The organism is Pseudosulfitobacter sp. DSM 107133 (assembly GCF_022788695.1).
Taxonomy (GTDB): domain Bacteria; phylum Pseudomonadota; class Alphaproteobacteria; order Rhodobacterales; family Rhodobacteraceae; genus Pseudosulfitobacter.
Window position 1 is genome coordinate 234,708 of record NZ_CP085155.1, and the last position, 22,355, is coordinate 257,062.

12 protein-coding genes are annotated in these 22,355 nt (G+C 59.7%); 7 read left to right on the forward strand and 5 right to left on the reverse strand.

What is annotated here, in order from left to right; all coding sequences use genetic code 11:
- Positions 1-79: 79 nt before the first annotated feature.
- Positions 80-3,985 (reverse strand): calcium-binding protein, encoded by a 3,906-nt coding sequence (locus DSM107133_RS18920; protein WP_114294771.1) that lies wholly within the window; start codon positions 3,983-3,985, stop codon positions 80-82.
- A 493-nt stretch (positions 3,986-4,478) separates the two neighbouring features.
- Here DSM107133_RS18920 and DSM107133_RS18925 point away from each other — a divergent pair, with 493 nt between their 5' ends.
- Both DSM107133_RS18925 and DSM107133_RS18930 read left to right on the forward strand, forming a co-directional pair.
- Positions 4,479-6,977: a glycosyltransferase gene (locus tag DSM107133_RS18925; protein ID WP_114294772.1), complete on the forward strand. Its 2,499-nt coding sequence runs from the start codon at positions 4,479-4,481 to the stop codon at positions 6,975-6,977.
- Positions 6,974-8,176 carry a hypothetical protein gene (locus DSM107133_RS18930; protein ID WP_205387870.1) on the forward strand — a complete coding sequence of 401 codons (1,203 nt, stop codon included), beginning with the start codon at positions 6,974-6,976 and terminating at the stop codon, positions 8,174-8,176. Before DSM107133_RS18925 ends, DSM107133_RS18930 begins: the two co-directional genes overlap by 4 nt.
- Before the next feature lie 8 nt (positions 8,177-8,184).
- On the opposite strand, the gene DSM107133_RS18935 is transcribed toward DSM107133_RS18930, so the two are convergent.
- Positions 8,185-8,952 carry an ABC transporter permease gene (locus tag DSM107133_RS18935; RefSeq protein WP_114294774.1) on the reverse strand — a complete coding sequence of 256 codons (768 nt, stop codon included), beginning with the start codon at positions 8,950-8,952 and terminating at the stop codon, positions 8,185-8,187.
- 370 nt (positions 8,953-9,322) lie between these two features.
- Between DSM107133_RS18935 and DSM107133_RS18940 the strand changes: the two genes are divergently transcribed.
- Both DSM107133_RS18940 and DSM107133_RS18945 read left to right on the forward strand, forming a co-directional pair.
- Entirely contained in the window at positions 9,323-10,396 is a 1,074-nt protein-coding gene (locus tag DSM107133_RS18940; RefSeq protein WP_240310621.1) for a capsule biosynthesis protein, read from the forward strand.
- Between the two features lie 9 nt (positions 10,397-10,405).
- Positions 10,406-11,074, forward strand: a complete 669-nt coding sequence (locus DSM107133_RS18945; RefSeq protein WP_114294776.1) for an ABC transporter ATP-binding protein — start codon at positions 10,406-10,408, stop codon at positions 11,072-11,074.
- Here DSM107133_RS18945 and DSM107133_RS18950 read toward each other — a convergent pair.
- Positions 11,060-11,980 (reverse strand): glycosyltransferase, encoded by a 921-nt coding sequence (locus DSM107133_RS18950; protein ID WP_114294777.1) that lies wholly within the window; start codon positions 11,978-11,980, stop codon positions 11,060-11,062. The two genes, DSM107133_RS18945 and DSM107133_RS18950, sit on opposite strands and share 15 nt — an antisense overlap.
- 204 nt (positions 11,981-12,184) lie before the next feature.
- On the opposite strand from DSM107133_RS18950, the gene DSM107133_RS18955 reads away from it, so the two are divergent.
- A complete protein-coding gene (locus tag DSM107133_RS18955) occupies positions 12,185-14,377 on the forward strand; it encodes a DUF4214 domain-containing protein (RefSeq protein ID WP_114294778.1) in 2,193 nt (730 codons plus the stop codon).
- 13 nt (positions 14,378-14,390) lie between these two features.
- Here the strand turns inward: DSM107133_RS18955 and DSM107133_RS18960 are convergent, their stop codons facing one another.
- Positions 14,391-15,353 carry a GDP-L-fucose synthase gene (locus DSM107133_RS18960; RefSeq protein ID WP_275890957.1) on the reverse strand — a complete coding sequence of 321 codons (963 nt, stop codon included), beginning with the start codon at positions 15,351-15,353 and terminating at the stop codon, positions 14,391-14,393.
- A gap of 187 nt (positions 15,354-15,540) precedes the next feature.
- Positions 15,541-16,242, reverse strand: a complete 702-nt coding sequence (locus DSM107133_RS18965; protein ID WP_162792120.1) for a hypothetical protein — start codon at positions 16,240-16,242, stop codon at positions 15,541-15,543.
- Between the two features lie 104 nt (positions 16,243-16,346).
- Here DSM107133_RS18965 and DSM107133_RS18970 point away from each other — a divergent pair, with 104 nt between their 5' ends.
- Both DSM107133_RS18970 and DSM107133_RS18975 read left to right on the forward strand, forming a co-directional pair.
- Positions 16,347-19,025, forward strand: coding sequence for a DUF4214 domain-containing protein (locus tag DSM107133_RS18970; RefSeq protein WP_243253605.1), 2,679 nt, complete (start codon positions 16,347-16,349; stop codon positions 19,023-19,025).
- 91 nt (positions 19,026-19,116) lie between these two features.
- Entirely contained in the window at positions 19,117-22,299 is a 3,183-nt protein-coding gene (locus DSM107133_RS18975; RefSeq protein ID WP_243253606.1) for a DUF4214 domain-containing protein, read from the forward strand.
- Positions 22,300-22,355: the final 56 nt, after the last annotated feature.

Here is a 22,355-nt window from a genome sequence, read left to right on the forward strand (position 1 = left end):
GCAAAAAAACGGGCCCCGACACAGCGTCAGGGCCCGTTTTCTATTTGCGGGTCAGGGGACATGCCCCTGACCTGTTGATTCATGCAAATGTGAAGTCCGAGAAGTCGGTCAGCGTAACCCCGACAATGGTGATCGAGTCCGAAGTTGCATTCACATCGACGATGGTGTTGCCACCTGCGTTGCTCAACGTCAGATCTCCTGCGGTAAAGCCCTGCATGATGATATCGTCAAAGCCCATCGTGAAGCCTTCGATCGAGTCATTGCCAAAGCCAGCCGCAAAGATAAAGTCATCTGCGCCGATCCCGCCCAGGATGCGGTCGTTGCCCGCACCGCCAGTGATCGTATCGTTGCCTTCGTTGCCAAAGATTTCGTCCGATCCGTTGCCGCCAAAGATCAAGTCGGATCCGTCACCGCCAGAGATCGTGTCGTTGTTATCCCCGCCAGAGATCGTGTCGTTGTTGTCTCCGCCAAGGATGCTGTCGGCACCGCCGCCGCCAATGATGCTGTCTGCGCCAATGCCGCCGTCAATCGTGTCGGCGCCGTTTTGACCGTTCAACGTATCGCCACCAGTGCCGCCAATCAGTATGTCGTTATCGGCCCCGCCAAGCAGGAAGTCGTTGCCGCTGCCGCCATCAAGCGAGTCAAAGCCATTGCCGCCGCGCAGGGTGTCGTCGCCAAGTCCTCCGATCAGCGTGTCTGACCAATCCCCGCCGTCCAGGCTGTCGGCACCGCCGCCTCCGTCCAGCGTGTCATTGCCGATACCGCCCGAAAGCGTGTCATTCCCGGCATCGCCCGAAAGATTGTCCGAGCCATCTTCGCCAAAGATCAGGTCGTTGAAGGAACCGCCCGAGATGGTGTCGTTGTTGCCACCGCCGCGAATGGTGTCGTTACCGGCACCGCCGGTGATGCTGTCGGCACCGCTTTCGCCAAGAATGCTGTCAGAACCGTTTTCACCGATAAGGGTGTCAGCACCGTTGCCACCTTCCAGCGTATCGCCGTTGCCACCGCCGAACATCAGGTCATTGTCATCGCCGCCGTAAAGCACGTCGATGCCGGTGCCGCCGCGCAGCACGTCATCGCCCGCCTGGCCGTTCAGAATGTCACCACCGTTGTTGCCGATCAGCGTGTCGTTCCCGATCGAGCCCTGCAGCACGTCGTTGTCGTTGCCCCCGTCGAGCCTGTCGTCGCCGGCCCCGCCGTTGAGCGTATCGACTCCGTCACCACCCAGGAGCGTGTCATTGCCGCCGTTACCTTCGATACTATCATCGCCGGCAATGCCATTCAGCATGTTGTCGAGAGTGTCGCCGATGATTGTATCGTCAGCCTGGCTGCCGATGGCATTCTCGAAGTTCATCAGAGAAACAGTCCGGGACCCGACGGTTCCCCAGTCCAGGGTTTGCGCCAGAAGGTTGATGGTATAGGACACACTATTTTCGTTGCTGGCATCAAAGACGTCTGTGCCGGTGCCGCCGTCGAACAGGTCGCCGTCAGCGGTATCAGTGTCACCGGTCACGTTGCCATTCAGCACGACGAAGGTGTCGTTACCGGCGTTGCCCTCGATCAGGCCGCCACCGACAGCCTCGATCGTGTCGTTGCCGTTGCCGCCGCGCATCGTGTCGTCGAAGGTGCTGCCGCCAAAGATGATATCGTTGCCGTCGCCACCTTCGATGTAATCAGTGCCGTTGCCGCCGGACAACGTGTCGTTGCCAGCGTCGCCCATAATAGTATCGCTGCCGCTGTTGCCGTCGATCAAGTCGTTGCCACCGCCGCCCTCGATCTCATCACCAATTGAAGAACCGCTGATCGTGTCGTCGCCGCCGTTGCCGTGGGCATAGGTCAACCCGCCGCCCATGATGATGGTATTGCTGCCATCACCGTCAAGATAGCGTTCAATATTGGCGATCGTGGGCGTACCCGTGTCGAAGTCCGAGGTGATCGTACCCGCAAGGAAATCGAAGATGGCACCATTGACCTGCCCGGCGGAAACCGCGCTGTGATCCAGCTCGTCGACACCAGTGCCGCCGTCAACGTTGTCGAGGAAATCGCCCGCGCCAACAATAATGGTATCGTTGCCGTCACCGCCATCAATGCTGTCGGTATTCAGCCCGCCGTCTATCACATCGTCGCCGGCGCCCCCACTGATCGTATCGGTGAGGGATCCGCCAGAGAGGGTATCGTTGCCGTTGCCGCCGTTGATACTGTCGCTGCCGCTGCCCCCATCGACGACATCGTTGCCGTTGCCACCGTCGATACTGTCGCTGCCGAGGCCACCATCGATGACATCGTTGCCGTCGCCGCCAAAGATTGTATCGACGCTGGTTGATCCGGTGATGGTGTCATTGCCGCCGCTGCCCTGGGCAAAGGTCAGACCGTTGCCCATAATGATGGTATTGCTGCCATCACCGTCAAGATAGCGTTCAATATTGGCGATCGTGGGCGTACCCGTGTCGAAGCTTGACGTGATCGTGCCCGTAATAAAGTCGAAGATGGCTCCGTCCACGTCCGTGGCCAGGACAGCCGTGTGGTTCAGTTCGTCAGTGCCTGCGCCACCGTCGACATTGTCGAGGAAATCACCTGCGCTGACAAAGATACTGTCGTCGCCGTCGCCGCCCTCGATGCTGTCGGTGCTCAGACCGCCGTTGATGGCGTCGTTGCCTGCCCCCCCTATGATCGTGTCGATGCCTAACCCGCCCAGCAGGTTGTCGTTGCCATCGCCGCCGTCAATGCTGTCGTTCCCGCTATTGCCGGAGATGTCGTCGTTGCCACCCACACCAAAAATTACGTCACTAGAGCTCGATCCGGCAATTGTGTCGTTTTGCTGTGTGCCAGTGGTCACGCCATCGCTCGCGTCCACGGTGATGAAATTCTCGCGCGGGTCGTAGATGGCCGTCAGCACCTCAACGTTGTCGGACCAGGTGATCAAAATGCGCCCGTCCGAAGTCAGGCCCAGTTCGGGTGTCGTTTCGACACCCGCAGTGGAAATAGTCACAGTACTCCCTACCGCCACGCCCGAGGCATTGAACCGCCGTCCTTCCAACGTGTTGAGCGTGTCATTGTCCCAAACCACAAAGAACCCGCCATCCTCAAGCCCGATGACATCAGGTTCATTCTGGCTGTCGGTACCAGACGCAATGGTGGCAAGCGCCACCGCCGTTGACCCGTTGGCATTGCGAACCGAGGCAACGATATCAAGGCCGACCTGCCAGACCACAACGAACCCGCCACCCGATAGGGCCGCGATATGAGGGTCGCTGTCTTCAGTGGCATCACTGTTGATGTTGATGCTGAAACCGAGCGTATCGTCGGCGTTAACCGCCCTAACCTCAATGTCGTAGTCCGTGTCATCCTTTTCGCGGAAGACAGTAACGACCACATCATTGGTCAGCGTTGCACTGTCAGGGTCGATCGGGTTGGAAGTGCTTCCACTAGTATCGTCATCGGAACGGATCTGGATCAGCGATCCCACGGTGCCATTCGCCTCGACCACGCGGCCGACGATATCCTCGTCGTTCCCGTTGTCGGATTCATAGGTCACAAGGAAAGAGTTGTCCGACCGCATCGCCACCGATGGGTCGCGAAATACCGTAGCCGAACTTGCATCGATTTCGACAAACCCCGACTGCGTGCGCGTACCGGCGGCATCATAGCGTCCAAAGATAATGTCGTTGTCGGCGCCATCGGAGAATTCATAAACCAAAACGAAGCCGCCGTCGTTGGTGGCGGCGATCACGGGATCTGATTCACTGCGGGCAAAGCCGAAGCCGCTGTTCAGAAACAACGTACCGCTTACCGGATTTCCAAGCGCGTCATAGATCACGCCAACGATGTCCGTTCCCGCACCTGAGGCGGCAGTATCATTTGAATCGGTCCAGGTGACCAGAAAGTTGCCATTGGACAAACCGGTGATCACAGGATCGTTCTGGGTGTCCGTGGTTATCAGGTTGGCGGTGAACTCATCGAGCCAGACAAGGGGTGTAGTTGTCATGGGAATATCCTTTGCATCCGAGCGGCGCCCGGTTTTTTGTGTCCAAATGAAGTGCTAAACCGCAAAATTGTCGGCTTTGTTAATATACGATTAAGGTGCAGGGATCGTACTGGTCTGGCAAGTAAGGAATTCCAGTCCAATTTTTTCGGCAAATATTTGCAAAGGTTGGTGGGGCGCGTCAGTTTGCGTTGACGTAGGGTTAAGACCTTGAATCTGTTGATAAGGTCATTTCCGCGCGCCAGATTCTGCCGAGGGAATTCTGTCAAGAAATTCCCCCCTAATTATCGCCATAGCGTGTGTTTTCTGGTCAGGTTCGCTTCGATTTTTCCTGATTCTCAGGCCGTTTGATCTGCTGAAACATGCTTTTTCATTTGGATCTAAGCGCCTTGCATCCGCTGTTTCGGGCGCATCTTAGTGGTCCGCTAAACCTGCCTGGAGCCGCCACATTGGATGGACACTGCGAGACCGCAAAGATAGGTTGCGTCGATCGTTCATGATAAAGGGTGTGCCACTGGTGTTGCGCAGATTGTACCTGATTTTCCTGCGCTACGCGGAACATAACCTGTCCCTTGACCGCCCCGGCGGGCCGATAGTCGACGAAACGGGCGCAGATTTCGGGCGGATCGAACGGATCGCGCTGCGTGGAAACCGTTTGATCGTCGAAGGCTGGTCCGAGGCCGCGCGCATCGGGCTTGTGCTGAACCGCACGCGGCTGTGGACGGTGCCGGAACTGACCCAGCCCGGATCGGATGCGCGTGGCTTTACGCTGGATATCCCGTTCGAGGTTGGAGACCCGATCGTACAGGCCGACGATGGCGGTGGCGCGGTCAGCTGTGTGTTTGCGGGGTTTTCCGGCGGACAGATCGCGCGTGCACGGGCCAGATTGATCTTTCCGTACATTCTTGCTCTGGTCCGGTTGTTGCCGACGATCTGGCAATGGAAACGCAACGGTGATCTGGGCGCGCGCGAAGTGGTCAAGGAACGGCTTGGCCTTGTGCCCGCGTCGACATCGGCCGAGATGATGGGCGGCGCGCTGGTGCCCGCGCAGCCGGTTGCGACGCCGCATCAGGCCGTTACCATTTTGCTCCCTGTCTATAACGCCTTTGACGTTCTTGGCGAATGTCTGGAACGTCTTGCGGCGCACACCGATCTGGACTGGCATCTTGTCGCGGTCGAGGATTGTTCGTCCGACGAACGTGTCTGGCCGATGCTGCAAGGCTGGGCTGCCGATCAGGGCGACCGCGTGACCTTGTTGCGCAATGACCGGAACCTGGGGTTTATTGGCAGCGTCAACCGTGCGCTGAGCGTGGCTGCAGACCGTGATGCGCCGGTGGTGCTGTTGAATTCCGACGTATTGCTGCCGCAGGGATGGGCAACGCGGTTGCTGGCGCCCCTTGCCGACGACACCGTGGCCACCGTGACGCCAATGTCGAATGACGCCGAGATTTTCACGGTGCCGGTGATCTGCCAGCGCCACCCGTTGCAGCCGGGCGAAGCCGATGCGCTGGATCTTGCCGCGCAAGACCTGAACGGGGTGCTTGGGCTGGTGGATGCCCCCACCGGTGTCGGGTTTTGCATGGCGCTGTCGCGCAGGTTTCTGGATCAGTTGCCGCAACTGGACACGATTTTCGGGCGCGGCTACGGCGAAGAAACCGACTGGTGCCAAAAGGCGCGCGCATTGGGCGGGCGCAATGTCTGTGTGCCGAACCTGTTTGTCGAACATCGCGGCGGGGAATCTTTTGGATCAGCGGCCAAACAGGCGCTGTTGGAGCGCAACGGCGCCGAAATCAGCCGACGTTACCCCAGTTATGACGCCGAGGTGCAAGAGTTCATCCGCGCCGACCCGCTGAACACCGCGCGGCTGGCGCTGGGGCTAAGCTGGGCCGCAGCGCGGCAGGACGAAGTGCCGGTCTATCTGGCCCATGCCATGGGCGGCGGTGCTGACAAATACCTGCAAGATTGCATCGGCCGGCATCTGGGCGCGGGGCAGGCCGTGGTCGTGTTGCGTGTTGGCGGCGGGCACACCTGGCGGCTTGAGCTTTACACCGGGATGGGCACGACGCAGGGGCGCACCAACGACAGCGCGCTGGTCGAGCAATTGTTGACCCGCCTGCCGCGCTTGCGGCTGATCTATTCCTGTGGTGTCGGCGCGCGCGATGCTGTGGTTCTGCCACAGGTGCTGTTGCGCATCGCCCGTGCCGAGGGGCGCACCCATCCTGTCGAAGTGTTGTTTCACGATTTCTTTCCGATCAGCCCGTCCTATACGCTGCTGGGCAAGGGTGGGGCCTATCGCGGGGTGCCGGTGGCAGGCGGCCCCCTGGCGGACGATCCCGCGCACAGCTACACCCGCCCCGGACGGCCCGACGCCACATTGGCAGACTGGCAGGCGGCGTGGGGGGCGTTGGTGGATGCGGCGGACCGCTGTGTGGTGTTTTCCGCCAACAGCGCCGAACTGGTCGCCCGCGCCTATCCAAACGCTGCCAGGTCGCTGGTGGTCGTGCCGCACCAGCTGGTCGACAGGGTTCCACAGATTGACGCGGTCGATGACGGTATTCCCGTGATCGGGGTGCTGGGCAACATCGGCTATCAAAAGGGCGCGGCGGTTCTGCAAAAGCTCAGCCGCGATCTGGCGCGGTCGGGCGCTGCGCGGCTGGTGGTGATCGGGCATCTTGATCCGGCATGGCCGCTGGCGGCCCCTGCGCAGGTGCACGGCAGCTACGAGCTGCGCGACCTTGAAGGGCTGGTGGCGCGTTACCGTATTTCAGGTTGGCTGATGCCTGCGATCTGGCCCGAGACCTTTTCCTTTGCCACCCACGAAGTGCTGGCCACGGGCATGCCGGTTGTCTCTTTCGATCTGGGTGCGCAGGGCGATGCAGTCAAAGCGGCCCTGGCAGCGGGAGCGCCCGGTGCCGTGCTGCCGTTGCCCGAGGCGCGCGACATCGACATTGCCGCGCTTTTGACAGCGCTGCGCCCCACGACCCGAGACGCATGATGACGACTGACCACAAGCCCCGGATGATCCTGCACGTCGGCGCCCCGAAATGTGGCAGCTCCGCCTTGCAAACCGCCCTCAGCGCGACCCCTGACCTGTACGGGCTGGATGGTACGCACTATCGCTACACCTGCGCTTCGGGCTCGCTGACCGGCAAGTGGACCGTGCAATCGGGCAACGCACTCACGAGCGTGGCGCGGTTGTCGGCCTATGGATACGCCTCGTGGCCCAATCTGGGCCCTCAGGAGAACCACGCAAGCCTGTTTGATGCCATGCGCCAGACATTGCAGCGGGGCCGGCGCCGCAACTATGTGCCGATCCTGTCAAGCGAGGGCTGGATCAGCCATCACGCAGCCTTTGCCGAGGCGCTTGCAGCCTGGGGGAATCCGCCGGTGGATGTCGTGGTGTTCCTGCGCCCGGTCATCGACTGGACAAATGCAGCCTTTTATCAATGGGGGATCTGGCACCGGCCCGATCTGGACAGCTGGCTGGAACGCTCGAACATGCCCTACAGCTTTGCCGACGATATCGCCGCATGGGCAAAAATCCCCAATGTGCGGATCCGGGTGCGTGGACAGCGCCCGGATGTGGTTGCCAAATTTGCAGACTTCTACGGGCTGCCGCTGAAGGACGACGTACAGCGCAACACGGCCTCTTCCGCGATTCTGACCGGCTTTTTGCTGCGCAACCGTGCGTTCCGGCCCACCGGCCACGCGGGAGCCATCGAATTTGTGGTGCAACGCTGGTGCCCGCCAGTTCCGGGGCGCAAGCTTTGGGCGGTCCTGTCGCGCCATGTACAGGCCCTGCGTCCTGTGCGTCTGGCGGCAGTGGAAACCCTGAGCGCGGTTCTGGAGGCACAGGATCTGGCGGACATCATGTCAGATTCGCGCTGGATAAGGGAATTACCTTATCACGAAGACATTCGTGAAGGGGTGACGCGCCTGAACGATCCCGCGCAGTTCGGACCGCTGTTCGATGCCCTCAAATCGGGCGTTTTGTCGGCTGCTTCAGCCGCGGGCACGACCCCGCCCGATCTGCCCGATCGCCCCCCCGAAGGCTCTGACATCGAGACGTGGGATGCCGCTCTTTTTGTTTTGCTCGAAGCGTTGCAGGCATTGGATGCTGAAGTGCGTCATCAAAGTATCCCGCGCTGGAAGCGGATCTTGATGGCCTATGCGCCAAAGCTGCGGCGCAGTTGACCTGCACGTTACAGCATCAACAGGTCCTGATGGTAGCGGCGCAGCAACAATAAACCCATGGCAAAGCAAGCCAGTGAAATGCCAACAACATAGGGAATCGAGATATAGCTTGCGTCATAGGTTCCGTAAAAACCCGCGCGCATCAGGCCGACTACATGAACAAGCGGATTGTACCACAGGTAATCGCGATAGGGTTGCGGGATTGCGTTGAGTGGAAGAAGCACGCCCGAGATAAGAAACATGGGTCGCATAAGGATCGACCAGAACCGCTGAACGACATTGAAGCGGGTGAAGGTGTAGGCGTTTAGCGTGCCAACTCCCAATGCCAGAAATGCTGCAAGCGCATAGGATTGAATGATGACGGGCAAATCAAGGGTGGTACGGGTTTCGAACAACAAAAGACAGCCAGAGAAAATGATGTAACCGACCAGAAGAAGCGTGACCATGTTCAGGATGAAACGTGCCATAATCGCATCGACAAAGGTCACTGTCGGGTAGGCAAGCAGCTGTTTGGAAAACATCAGACAGGTTGCGATCTTGCCGTGAATGTCGTTGAACATCATGAATGGCAGCATACCCGTCGCATAATACATCGGAAAGCTGATCCCGACGGGCGGATTGCGAAATCCTGCCGAAAAGACCAGCGATAACAGTGCAATACCTGCGGCAGGTTCGATGACAGCCCATGCGTATCCACCCGGCGAACGGCCATAGCTTGTTGACATCTCGCGCATGATCAGTGCCACAACAGACCGTGCGGTGGCAAATCGCCGCATTGGCCGAGCGTTGCTTTGGGGAATGGAACTCATGTCTGTCATTCTTCATCCATATTGGCTATCTGGTATCGAAAGACCAGACGATGTACGCAATGACCAGTAACTACACGAGAGGTCCTTAGTGGCACAAGAACCAACCGCGACGGGCCAACCGGGTCAGGTCGCAAACGCTGAACAGGCGCAGACCTCTCAGGCAGCAAATGTGCAGGCGCCACAGGCCAAGCCGCAGCAGGCCGCCAATCCGGCACCGCAACCCGCAGCGAAACCGGCACCGCAACCGGCGCCACCCCCTCCTGCCAAGCCGGCCGGGAAACCTGTCGCGACGCCTGCACGGCAGGCGTTTGCGCGCAAACGGCACTTTGGGGTCTTGTTGAGCTTCTTGATCTGCGTGCTGGTGCCCAGTGTTGTGACAGGTGTCTATCTCTACAGCGTGGCGGTCGATCAATATGCGTCCAAGGTTGGCTTCTCGGTGCGCCGCGAAGACGCAAGCTCGACCTTCGAGTTGTTGGGCGGACTAACGAATTTTTCGAATTCCAGCTCGTCCGATACGGATATTCTGTATGAATTCATCCAAAGTCAGGAACTTGTCGCGGATATCGACGCCGAACTTGATCTGCGTGGAAAGTGGTCAAAGCCGAAGGACGACTTTGTGTTTGCCGTCGACCCTGACGCCCCGATTGAAGATTTGCTGGATTACTGGAACCGTATGGTGCGCATTTCCTACGGGGCAGGGGCGGGGCTGATCGAAGTCGAGGTTCTGGCGTTCAGCGCCGAGGACGCAACTGCCATCAGCCGTACCCTGTTCGAAAAAAGCTCGGACATGATCAACGAGTTGAGTGACATTGCCCGCCAGGACGGAATTCGCTATGCGCGCGAAGAACTTGACGAGGCGCTTGTCCGGCTAAAGGATGCGCGCGCCGTTGTGACCAGGTTTCGCAATGAAAACCAAATTGTTAATCCCGAGATCGACATCAAGACACAGTCGGGCCTGATCGGAAACCTGCAAGCGCAACAGGCCCAGACCCTGATCGAGATTGATTTGTTGCGCGGCAGTGTGAACGAGTCAGACCCCCGTCTGTTACAGGCCACCCGTCGGCTTGAGGTGATCGAGAACCGTATCGCGCAGGAGCGCAAGAAACTGGGGGTTGGCGGCGCCGGTGATGACGGCACCGCATTTGCGGACCTTCTGGGCAATTATGAACGTCTGGTGGTTGACCGCGAATTTGCTGAAAAATCCTACGTCTCGGCGCTGGCCAGCTATGATGGGGCCGTGGCGGAATCGCGTCGTAAAACGCGTTATCTGGCCGCCTATCTGGAACCCACCAAAGCCGAAACGGCGGTTTACCCCAAACGGTTCACGATCCTTGCGCTGGTCACTTTGTTCCTGACGCTGATCTGGTCGGTTTTGACGCTGGTGACCGTTTCCGTGCGGGACCGCCGCTGAGGTTTTGCAATGATCCGTTTAGAGAATGTGACCAAGATTTTCTCGCTTGAGGGCAAGCATAAATACGTTGCCGACAACATCAATGCGGTTTTCCCGACGGGGAGATCGGTGGCGCTGTTGGGGCGCAACGGGGCAGGTAAATCCACCCTGTTGCAGATGATCGCGGGCACGTTGACGCCGACATCGGGGCGGATCATTTCGACCGGAACAATCTCGTGGCCCGTGGGTTTTGCCGGATCGTTCCACCCGGAACTGACGGGGGCGCAAAACACCCGTTTCGTGGCCCGCATCTATGGTGTGGATACCGATGATCTGACAGCGTTCGTCGAGGATTTTGCCGGTTTGGGGCAACATTTCCGGCTGCCGTTCCGCAGCTATTCCTCGGGCATGAAATCGCGTCTGGCCTTTGGTGTCTCGATGGGCATCGGTTTTGACACCTACCTGGTAGACGAAGTGACCGCGGTGGGCGATTCAGCCTTTCGGGCGCGGTCAAGCCAGGTGTTTCTCGAACGGTTGAAAACTTCGGGTGCGGTTGTCGTGACCCATGCGATGGCTCAGGTGCGCGAGCTGTGCGACGCTGCTGCGGTGCTGAACGATGGCAAGCTGGAGTATTTCGACGACATCGAAGCGGGCATCGCGCAACACGAACGCAATATGGCGGCGCTAAACGCGGCCTAGCAGAACGGCAAGATACAGCGCAGCAGTGCCCAGCCGTCCCTGACGGGTGATCCCGTGCCGACGAAAAACCCGCAGGCGGGCAGGGCCGCGTTTGTGGCTCTGCAAATCCGACAGAACGGTGCGGGCGCTTGGGTTCAGCACGGTCTCGCACCGGCGCAAGGCCGTCGTATTGGCCGCGACCCATCCGCCAAAGGTAGTGCCAAGAAGCTGTCCCAGACGGGTCAGCAGCGCACGCGTGCCCTGATGTGATCCCATCGTATTTGTGCCGTGTTGACGGTACAGCAAAACCTTGTCAGGACGCACGATAACATGCCCGCCGGCACCGGATATCAACTGGTACAGCCACCAGTCATGATAGGGGATGCCGCCGGGCACCCCCGCGGCGCGCACCAGCGCCAGTGCCGCGGCGTTCATCATTGCGGAATGGCCCGACACGATGTTTTGCACCAGCGCATTGCCAAAGCCCGCCGTGCCACCGCCCAGGCTGTGCCCGATGGGCGTCAGGTCTTCGTCCACATGCACGCTTTGCGCGCCGTACAGGCACGGCGCAGCGCCGCCAAGATCACGCAGACCCAAGGCCAGCTTTTCGGGAAGCCACACGTCGTCCTGATCAGACAGCGCAACCGGCTGCGCGGGCAGGTCGGGGTGACAGAGCAAGGACAGAAAATTCGCGGCCACCCCCTGTTGTGGTCCGTCAATGATGCGGATCGTCCGGCCAGCGCCGTGGTTGCGCGCAAAGGTCTCAAGGATGTCGCGGGTGGCGTCATCAGACCCGTCGTCGCTGACCCAGAGATCCCAATCGCCGTGGGTCTGCGCCACATAGCTGTCCAGTTGCGCGCCAAGATGGGCGGCACCGTTGCGGGTACACAGTGCAATTGTGACGCGGGGTGGGGGGCTGACTGACATGACAAAGTGGTGGCGCAAAACCTGTGGGACTGCAAGCGGTACGCGTTCGCATCGGCAAACAGGGCAGCGCAGATCAGGATCGTGGCGGAAAACCGTCAAACCAGCCCGAACTGGGCATAATCCGGCCCAGATTATCGCCGATAACTGGACCGTGGTGTTTTCTTAAGACATCTACCTTAGGAAACCAGCGTCGAAGGGAAACGAATGACATTGTCCGCCGCCGAACAGCTTTTGATCGAGATGATCAACCGGGCCCGTCTTGACCCCGAGGCCGAGGCCGCGCGCTTTGGCATTGATCTGAACGACGGGCTGGACCCCGGCACGCTGGACGGCACGCCGCGTCAGGTTCTTGCGCCCAATGACCTGCTGAATGCCGCCGCCGAAGCGCACAGCGACTGGATGCTGGCCACCGACACGTTCAGCCACACCGGCGTCGACGGATCGTCGCCGGGTGAACGGATAGCGGCGGCGGGCTATACCTTTGCCGGCCGCTATGCCAGTGGCGAAAACATCACCTGGCGCGGATCGACCGGACCTATCGACACCGATACGCTGATGGAACAGCATCACCACCGCGACCTGTTCCTGAGCAAGGGGCATCGGGTCAATATGCTGCACGACTTCTATCGCGAGATCGGGGTGTCGCAGCAGGAAGGGGCCTTTACCTCGAACGGCAAGAATTACAACGCCGGCATGGTGACCGAGAATTTCGCGCTCAGCGGCGCGTCGGTGTTCCTGACCGGCGTTGTCTATGATGACACCGACGGCGACGATTTCTATTCGATTGGCGAGGGGCGCGGCAATGTCGCGGTTTCAGCGGCAGGCAGCAGCACGCGCAGCGCCGCCGAAGGTGGCTATGCGATCAAACTGTCAGCCGCTGCGGATGTCGGCGTGACGCTGGGCGGCATTGCCCTGCGCGTTGATCTGTCGGGGGGCAATGGCAAGCTTGATCTTGTGGGCGCGGATGTGGTGCTGACCTCGGTTGACACAACGCTGGACAGCGCGGCAGGCAGCCTGCGCGCGTTGGGGGCGGGTGACATCGCGCTGACCGGTCACAACGGCGCGGACCTGTTGATTGGCAACGCGGGCGACAATGCCATCGACGGCCGTGGCGGGCTGGATGCGGTGCAATATGACATGGCCCGCGCCGATGCCACGCTGACGCGTGGCGACGATGGAACCATCGAAGTCCGCTCGGGCGCGGGGGTCGACAGGCTTGCCAACATCGAGCAGGTGATTTTCAACGATGAAACGGTCTCGCTAGAGGTGCTTTTCCCGTCCGTTCCGCAGATTGCCCATTCGGGTGAATTGCTGATTGGCGGGCCGGGGAATGACGCGCTTTATGCGGGCGGTTTTGCGGCAGGTTATGCGCCGGAAATCTCGGCGCAGGTGTTCCGTCTGTATCAGGCGGCGCTGGCGCGCACGCCGGATTCCGCAGGCCATGCCGGTTGGACACAGATGCTGTTCGACGGCGCGCGGTCGCTGGAAAATGTGGCGTCGGACTTTGTCGCCTCGGCCGAGTTTCAGACGACCTATGGCAACCTCGATACCGGTGCCTTTGTCGATCTGCTGTATCAGAACGTGCTGGGCCGCGCAGCGGATGCGGGCGGGCGCGCCGGTTGGGTGTCGCGCATTGACGACGATGGCATGACGCGCGCGCAGGCGGTCGTCGGCTTTTCGCAAAGCCGCGAATTCACCAATGCCACCGACGCAGCCGCAACCGGTTTTACCACCATGCGCACCCCGGCGACATGGAGCGACGACATTTTCCGTCTGTATCAGGCGACGCTTGACCGCGCGCCGGATCGTGCAGGCTTTGATGGCTGGAGCGACCAACTGAGCAACGGCACGGCCTTTTCTGCGGCTGTTGCAGGTTTTGTGAACTCGACGGAATTTCGCACAGTCTACGGCGACCTTGATGACGGGGCCTTTGTCGAGCTGCTTTATCAAAACGTGCTGGGCCGGGACTCGGACGCAGCTGGCCGACAGGGCTGGCTGGAAACGCTGGCGCAGGGCGGGACGCGTGTCGACGTGGTGACCGCATTCGTGCAAAGCGCGGAATTCAAGCGTGACACAGAGCAGTCTGTGCACGACTGGATCGCCGGGCAGGGCGTGCATGACGTGATCGTCGGCGGCGCAGGCGACGATGTTCTGGCGGGCGGCGCGCTGACAGATGCCTTTGTCTTTGACGCAGCACAGGACGGCCACAACACGGTGCTGGATCTGGAGGCCTGGGACCAGTTGCATTTCAACGACTTCGGCTATGCAAATGCCGCAGATGTGCGCGCCCATCTGGTTCAGTCGGGCGCGGATGTGATGTTTGACGATCAGGGGGTCGAGGTCACTTTTGTGCGGACGTCTCTGGACATGATCAGCGATGACATGATCCTGACCTAGCCCTGTCTTTTTGTCAGTCCTCGACGTTCTCAAGGAACCACTGATAGGTCTGGGCCAGCCCCTCTTTGAACCCGATGGTGGGGGTCCATCCCAACGCCTGCAATTTCGCCGCACTCATCAGCTTGCGCGGGGTGCCGTCAGGTTTGGTCAGATCGTGGCGCAGCTCCCCTTGCAGGCCCACAACATCCATCACCAAACGGGCCACGTCGGCAATCGACTGGTCGGTGCCCGAGCCGATGTTGATGTGTTCGAAATCCTCGTATTCCGCCAGCACGAACACGGTGGCGTCGGCCAGATCGTCCACATGCAGGAATTCGCGCAGCGGCGTGCCGGTGCCCCAGATTTCCATGCCGCTTTCCCCCGCCTTTTTGGCACGGTGCGCCTTGCGCATCAGTGCCGGAATGACGTGGCTGGATTGCAGATCAAAGTTGTCATTGGGGCCGTACAGGTTGGTCGGCATCGCCGACACAAAGCGTGATCCGTACTGGCGCATATAGGCCTGACACAGCTTGATCCCCGCGATCTTGGCAACCGCATACCATTCGTTCGTGGGCTCAAGCGGGCCGGTCAGCAGGCTGTCTTCGGTGATCGGTTGCGGGGCCAGTTTGGGGTAGATGCAGGAGGACCCCAGAAACAACAGCTTTTCCACCCCGACCTTATGGGCGGTGGTGATGATGTTGTTCTGAATGTCCATGTTGTTGTACAGGAAATCGACCGGATAACTGTCGTTGGCCAGAATGCCGCCCACTTTGGCGGCCGCATCGACCACCATGTCGGGCTTGTTGGCGCCCATCCAGTCTTCGACTTCGGCACGGTTCATCAGATCGCAGCCGTCGCGGCCCACGGTCAGAACTTCGCAGTCTTCGCGTTCCAGACGGCGCAGCACGGCACTGCCGACCATACCGTTATGGCCTGCCACCCAGATCCGCTTGCCTCTGAGTTTTTCCGAGACGCCTGCTGCCAAAGATCCTGTCACTTCACCACCTCGAATTCCATTTGCCATATCGGGTTTAGCTTGCGCTCGAACGGTTGTCTATCAACCCCTCCAGGTGAAAATTCTGTTCTGAGTCACGAGTTGTCGAAACCGGCGAACGGGTGCCGTGGTCATCCCGCGCACAGGCCGGTTTTGGCCGATTGCGACATTTGCCCTGTCTGTTACCCGTCTAAAAGCGGTGTTCGGCCCCCAGCCGCAGGCTGAAATCCAAGCTGTCGCGCCATTGCATGTCCAGAACCACACGGTCGGCGGGGCGGCGGCGGTGGCCCAGGTCAATGCGCAGAAAGACAAAGTTTTCACGAAAACCTTCCGTGCGGTTTACATCCAGCAAGGCCGAACCGAGATGGCTGCGTGCCCGTATCATATCTGTCCCCAGACCAAGGCTAAGGTCGGTGCGCCAGTTGCCCAGATCGGGAAGCGCGGCGCGCAAGGCCATTGCGGGGCTGAGCGCCAGATGATGCAGATCGACCGTCAGATCATCACGCAGCACCCCGACGCCGTCGGCAATAAAATAGCGCGTGCGCCCGTATTCCAGCCGCACCGACCCCACAAGGTCCAGACGCGGTGTCACTGCCGTTGCGTGGTGCCACCGCAGCGCCAGCGCGTGATGACGCTGCACCTGCACAGGCCCGTTGGCCGACACCGAATCCCCCAGGCTGCCCCCGTGGCCCGCACCGCCACCGCCAGATCCGGGCGGACGTCCAAGAAACTGGTCGACCGCACCGTTCACCGCATCGCCATGATGCCAATAGGCGCCACTTCCTGCGTAAATGCTCCATTCTGCCCTAACCGGCACCGTAAGCCATCCGAGAACAAGGAGCGACACGCATAGGTAGTAAATCCCCCGCAGAGCCCAGTTAGGTGTTTTCATCAGCGGAATCATGCCTAAAGTGTTCCGGTAGAAACCTGCAACTGTACAGAACTAATTCATTTTTTCGCTGCTTACTGCGGCAGCCAGATGACGGAGACGTATTAATGACGCGCCCCAATCTTTTTATCAGTTCCCTGATCAACTCGGAAAACAGCGACGTTTCAAGCCTGTTCAACACAGCGGCCATCGATGCATTCGAGCTGGATTTTCAGGCGCAGATTGACGCGTTGGGGTCTGACGGCAGCCTGACCAGCGCCGCACTGGACGGCGATCCGACCAGCATCAAGGCGAACGAGATTATTTGGGGCAACACCACCAACGGTGCGGTGCTGACCGGCAGCGGGCTGGACCAGATCAACAATATGGACCAGCTTGACCAGGCTTTGGAAAACGGCGTGGCGTCCGGTGCTTTCGACACCATGCGGATCTATGCAGGCGGGCAGAATGTTCTGTCACTGAACTTTGCCACCAGCGCGCTGACGCTGAGTTCGGGCAACCAGTCGGTTGCACTGCTTGGCGTATTGCCAACGTCGCTTCAGGACATTTTCGACTTCCTCACGCAACTGGACAATGTCGCTGACGGGGTGGATCTTGACACGGCCGTGCAGATCCTGCGCCAGTTCGACCTTGGCGGGCTGCGGATCGTGGACAATGGCACAACGCTCTTTGATCTGGCCTTTGACAATGACGGTCTGCGCATCTCGGCCGCAGGGGGACAGTTCCGTATCGACGGCAGCTTTCCGGCGGACAGTCTGGGCGACATCATTGACCTTGTCCGGGACCTGGACGAGCTGGACAAGACCGCCGCAGGCTTTGTCAGCCTCAGCCAGCAACCCGATCTTGAAATAAACAGCATCTCGTTGACCGCCGCCGATGGCACCAAGCTGATCCGCACAAGCGGTGCGCTGGACGAGGTCGACCCGCTGTTCAACAACCTGATCATCGAAGGCACCTCTGGCGATGACCGCGACGTTTTTTCCGATGGCGACTTTGCGGACGCCAACCAGATCGTGATGCAATTGGGGGCAGGCAATGACAGCGCCCTGTTCTTCGGGGGACAGTTCGGGCTGGAAAGCGGTGATACGCCGGTGCGCGTGAACGGCGGCGCGGGTTTTGACACCGTCAGAGTTTACGATTTTGGCTCGCAGCAGGTGGTGGCGGATTTCAACAATCAAAGCCTGTCGGGGCGGCAGCTGGAGGACCATTTCAACTATAGGATTGATCTCGAAGCCGTCGAAGCCGTCGAGATCAACACCGCGCAGCGCGCTGTTGTTCTGGGCGACAACGCCGCCAACACCGCCATTGCGGGTGACGTCTTTGGACGTTTCGAATTCTTTGGCGGCGGCGGAACCGACACACTGGATCTGACCAAAGTGGTGCGCATGTCCACCAATGTCCCCGGCCTCAGCCAGTCCGACCTTGCCGGTTTCAGCGCAATCTATGGTGGTAACAACAGCATCGAGATGTCCCACGGCGATCTGCATGTGACGTTTGTTCTGGGCGACGTCGAACAGGTGCGCGTTAAGGCAGCAGGGGGCGGCACGACGACTGTGTCGCTGACCGAGCTGCTGCAATCCACGTCAAGTCTGGCGCGCTTTATGGTTGGCACCAGCGAGGACGACAGCCTTTCGGGTGACTTCGGGGCGGATGTGATTTTGGGGCAGTCGGGGAGTGATTACCTCTATGGCGACGGCATCCAGGCCAACCTGACAGGCGACATCGCGGGGCAGGTGTACCGGATGTATCAGGCGACGCTGGACCGCGCGCCCGATGCTGTGGGCTATGAAGGCTGGGTGACCAATCTGTACGAAGGCACGCAGACCCTGACCAATCTTCCCAACGGTTTCGTCAACAGTGGCGAGTTCAAGAACACCTATGGCGCGCTGGATGACAGCGGTTTTGTAAACCTTCTGTATCAGAACGTGCTGGGCCGCGATGCGGATGCGGGCGGGTTGCAGGGCTGGCTGGACGCGATGGCCGCAGGCACAACCCGCGCCGGCGTTGTTCTGGGCTTTTCGGAATCGAAAGAGTTCAAGCTGTCGACGGCGCAGGCTGCGGCGGAATTTGCGCTCAGCCAGTCGGAAAGCCACTGGACCGACGAGATTTACCGCGTCTATCGCGCCACGCTGGACCGCGACCCCGACGCGGGTGGCTTTGCCGGCTGGGCCGAAATGCTGGGATCTGGCACGACCTACGGCACGATGGTGAACGGTTTCGTGAACAGCCGCGAATTCAAGAACACCTATGGTGCGCTGGATGATGCGGGCTTTGTCGAGCTGCTGTACCAGAACGTGCTGGACCGTGCCGCGGATGCGGGTGGCTTGCAGGGCTGGCTGGATTTCCTGTCAGGCGGCGGCACCCGTGCGGGCGTGGTCGAAGGCTTTGCCCAATCGGGAGAGTTTAAACTGGGCACCGCGGCCGATCTGACCGCCTGGGTCAAGGCGCAGGGCCGTCAGGACGTGGACCTTGTCGAAGGACCCCAGGACAAGCTGATCGGCGGTCCGGGCACGGGCCACGACGTGATGATGGGCGGGCTGCTGTCAGATGTCTTTGTCTTCGAGGGCAATCAACCCAGTCGCGCCACCATCGTCGACTTCGAGGCCTGGGACGTGCTTCAGCTGAACGGTTACAACGACATCAACAATTTCGTCGATTTCCGCAACGCGCTAAGCCAGCAGGGCGCGGATGTCATGTTCGCAAGTCAAGACACCGAGATTACGTTTGAGAATATGAAGATTGCCGACTTTACCGGCGAACAGGTTGAATTTTTCGCGGGCTTTTAGGCCCGCTTCCGACAGGTTGGGTGCACGGGGAGACCAACCTTTTTGTACAGCGGGCTGAGAAAAACCCGCTTTTTATCTAAAGAGGGAACATATGATTAACATTAAATTTTTCGGAAACACGTTTGATATTCTTGAAGATACATTTGGGGATATCGACGTCACATCGTTTAACAGCACCAGCATTGTTGTGCGTGATAACACAAGCGGATTTGTCACAACGATCAACGGTACAAATTTTGTTCAGGACGCATCGGCCGAGTCTGGTTTTCGCGGCACGGTGACCGGCTTTAGCACGGTGACAGGCACGGGCGCACAGGTTGCAACGGTCACGGGGCTGTCGGTTGAGGCCGACACTTTCGACGCAGCAATCGCGGCAGGGGCCGAGGGCAACAATGCGCTGTTGTCGGCACTGTTCAGCACCGACAATGTGACCGTTGACGCGACCATGTCCAACATTGGAATTGATCTTGATCGGTTTTTTCAAGGTGTGACATCAAACATCACCATCACCGGATCCAGTTTCGAGGACCGGCTGGAGGGGGCGGCGGGCAATGATACGATAATCGTTGCGAACCAACCTGTCGAAGGTGATTTGGTTATCGGGTCAGGCGGAAACGACACCATCGACTTTCGTGGAATTGGCGCCGAGCCGTGGAGCGAAATCGCTTACTTCAGGTCAAATGCGATTGCCGCGACAATCAACGGCGCGGCCAATACAGGGCAGGTAGTCAAATCGGGGCAGGGCACCGACACCTTTCTGGGCGTTCGAAATGTGTTGACCAACGAAGGCGGACTGACCTTGCAGGGCAGCGATCAGGCGGACAGCTTTGTCGTTGATGGCGGCGCCAACAGTTGGATGCAGCTTACGGCGCGGGGTGGAAATGATACCTTCGATATTACACTCAGCGGCGACGTTCGGCTGGCCTTTGATTTCGGCGGCGGTGGCCTTGCGACGCAAGGTGCCGTGGTCAATCTGGCTACTGGCACTGTCTCAAACGACGGAACTGGCGGGATCGACCAGATTTCCCTGACCGACGGTCCGGGCCGACTGGAAATTCGCGGCACCTATTTCAACGACAACATCACCGGATCGGCTCGCAACGAACGCTTTATTCTGTTGGGTGGCAACGACACGCTGGACGCGGGCGGCGGCATTGACCAGCTGCGCTATGACCGCAGTCGGATTGATGGCGGCGTGACCGTGGATCTGGCCGCAGGCACCGCGACTGGTGTCTGGAATGGTCAGGCCTTTAACCACAGCATTTCGGGCATCGAAGAAGTACGCGGAACACGTGATGGTGACGACCGCATCACTGGCAGTATGGGTGACGACACCCTGCGTGGCTATGGCGGCGACGACAGCCTGTTTGGCGGTAATGGCAACGATTTCCTGTCTGGCGGTTCGGGCAACGATTACCTGAACCCCGGTGACAACACCAACTTTGACGAGGTTAATGCGCATTCGGGCAACGACACGGTCGATCTGGGGGATATCGTCAACGGCTACGTCGATGTGCAGCACTATGATCTGGCCTATGCCGCAGGGCAGGTGATCATGCTGGATGGCCGGGCCAACACAGGCAGCATCAACAAAGGGGTGAACGGGACCACCACGATCCTTGATATTCAGAACGCGATGCAGGCTGACGGCCTTGGCGTTCTTGCCAGCAACCTGAACGATACGATCAACGTCACCGTGGCCGAAGACGGTTTTGTGCAGGTTGCAGGGGGACGCGGCAATGACAGTTTCGTTCTCGACTCCCTCGGGGGGCTGATCCGCATCGACCTGCGCAGTGATGCGCAATATCAGCACGCCACCCAGGGCGCGGTTGTCGATCTGGGCACCGGGATCATCAGCAATGACGGGTTCGGGTTTCAGGACACCATCAACAGAACCTCCACAGGGCGCATCGAAGTGCGCGGCACCGATTTTGCCGACAGCCTGCTGGGCGGCGGCCTGCGCGACAGCTTTATCGGACGCGGTGGCAATGACACCATTGATGGCGGCGACGGCATCGACCGCGTGCGCTATGACCGTGGCGGAATGACCTCGGGCGTCAAGGTGGACCTTGAAAAAGGGGTGGCCACCGGCATGTGGGAGGGCGCTGCCTTTACCCATACGCTCAGCAACATCGAGCAAGTGCGTGGCAGCAATTTTGGCGACAGTCTTGCGGGCACCCTGGGTGCCGAGGAATTTGACATCAAAAGCGGCGATGACTTTGTCTATGGCGACGGCATCCAGGCCAACCTGACAGGCGACATCGCGGGGCAGGTGTACCGGATGTATCAGGCGACGCTGGACCGCGCGCCCGATGCTGTGGGCTATGAAGGCTGGGTGACCAATCTGTACGAAGGCACGCAGACCCTGACCAATCTTCCCAACGGTTTCGTCAACAGTGGCGAGTTCAAGAACACCTATGGCGCGCTGGATGACAGCGGTTTTGTAAACCTTCTGTATCAGAACGTGCTGGGCCGCGATGCGGATGCGGGCGGGTTGCAGGGCTGGCTGGACGCGATGGCCGCAGGCACAACCCGCGCCGGCGTTGTTCTGGGCTTTTCGGAATCGAAAGAGTTCAAGCTGTCGACGGCGCAGGCTGCGGCGGAATTTGCGCTCAGCCAGTCGGAAAGCCACTGGACCGACGAGATTTACCGCGTCTATCGCGCCACGCTGGACCGCGACCCCGACGCGGGTGGCTTTGCCGGCTGGGCCGAAATGCTGGGATCTGGCACGACCTACGGCACGATGGTGAACGGTTTCGTGAACAGCCGCGAATTCAAGAACACCTATGGTGCGCTGGATGATGCGGGCTTTGTCGAGCTGCTGTACCAGAACGTGCTGGACCGTGCCGCGGATGCGGGTGGCTTGCAGGGCTGGCTGGATTTCCTGTCAGGCGGCGGCACCCGTGCGGGCGTGGTCGAAGGCTTTGCCCAATCGGGAGAGTTTAAACTGGGCACCGCGGCCGATCTGACTGCCTGGGTCAAGGCGCAGGGCACCCATGACACTATCATTGTCGACGGCGGGACCAATGTTGTGATGGGCGGTATCCTGTCGGACCACTTTGAATTCCGCGCTGGTGGCAACACCACGATCGTCGATTTCGAAGACTGGGACGAGTTGGGTATGCGTAACTTTGGCTATGACAGCTTTGAGACCTTCCAGTCGCATCTGACGCAGTCTGGCAATGATGTCGTATTTGCCGATCAAGGCACGACATTCACGCTGATCGGGACCCAGCTGGGTGATGTGACTGCTGCACATGTCGATTTGTTCTAAAGCGATTGCCAGACTTATCTGAACAAGAAACGGCCCCTGACAAAGATGTCAGGGGC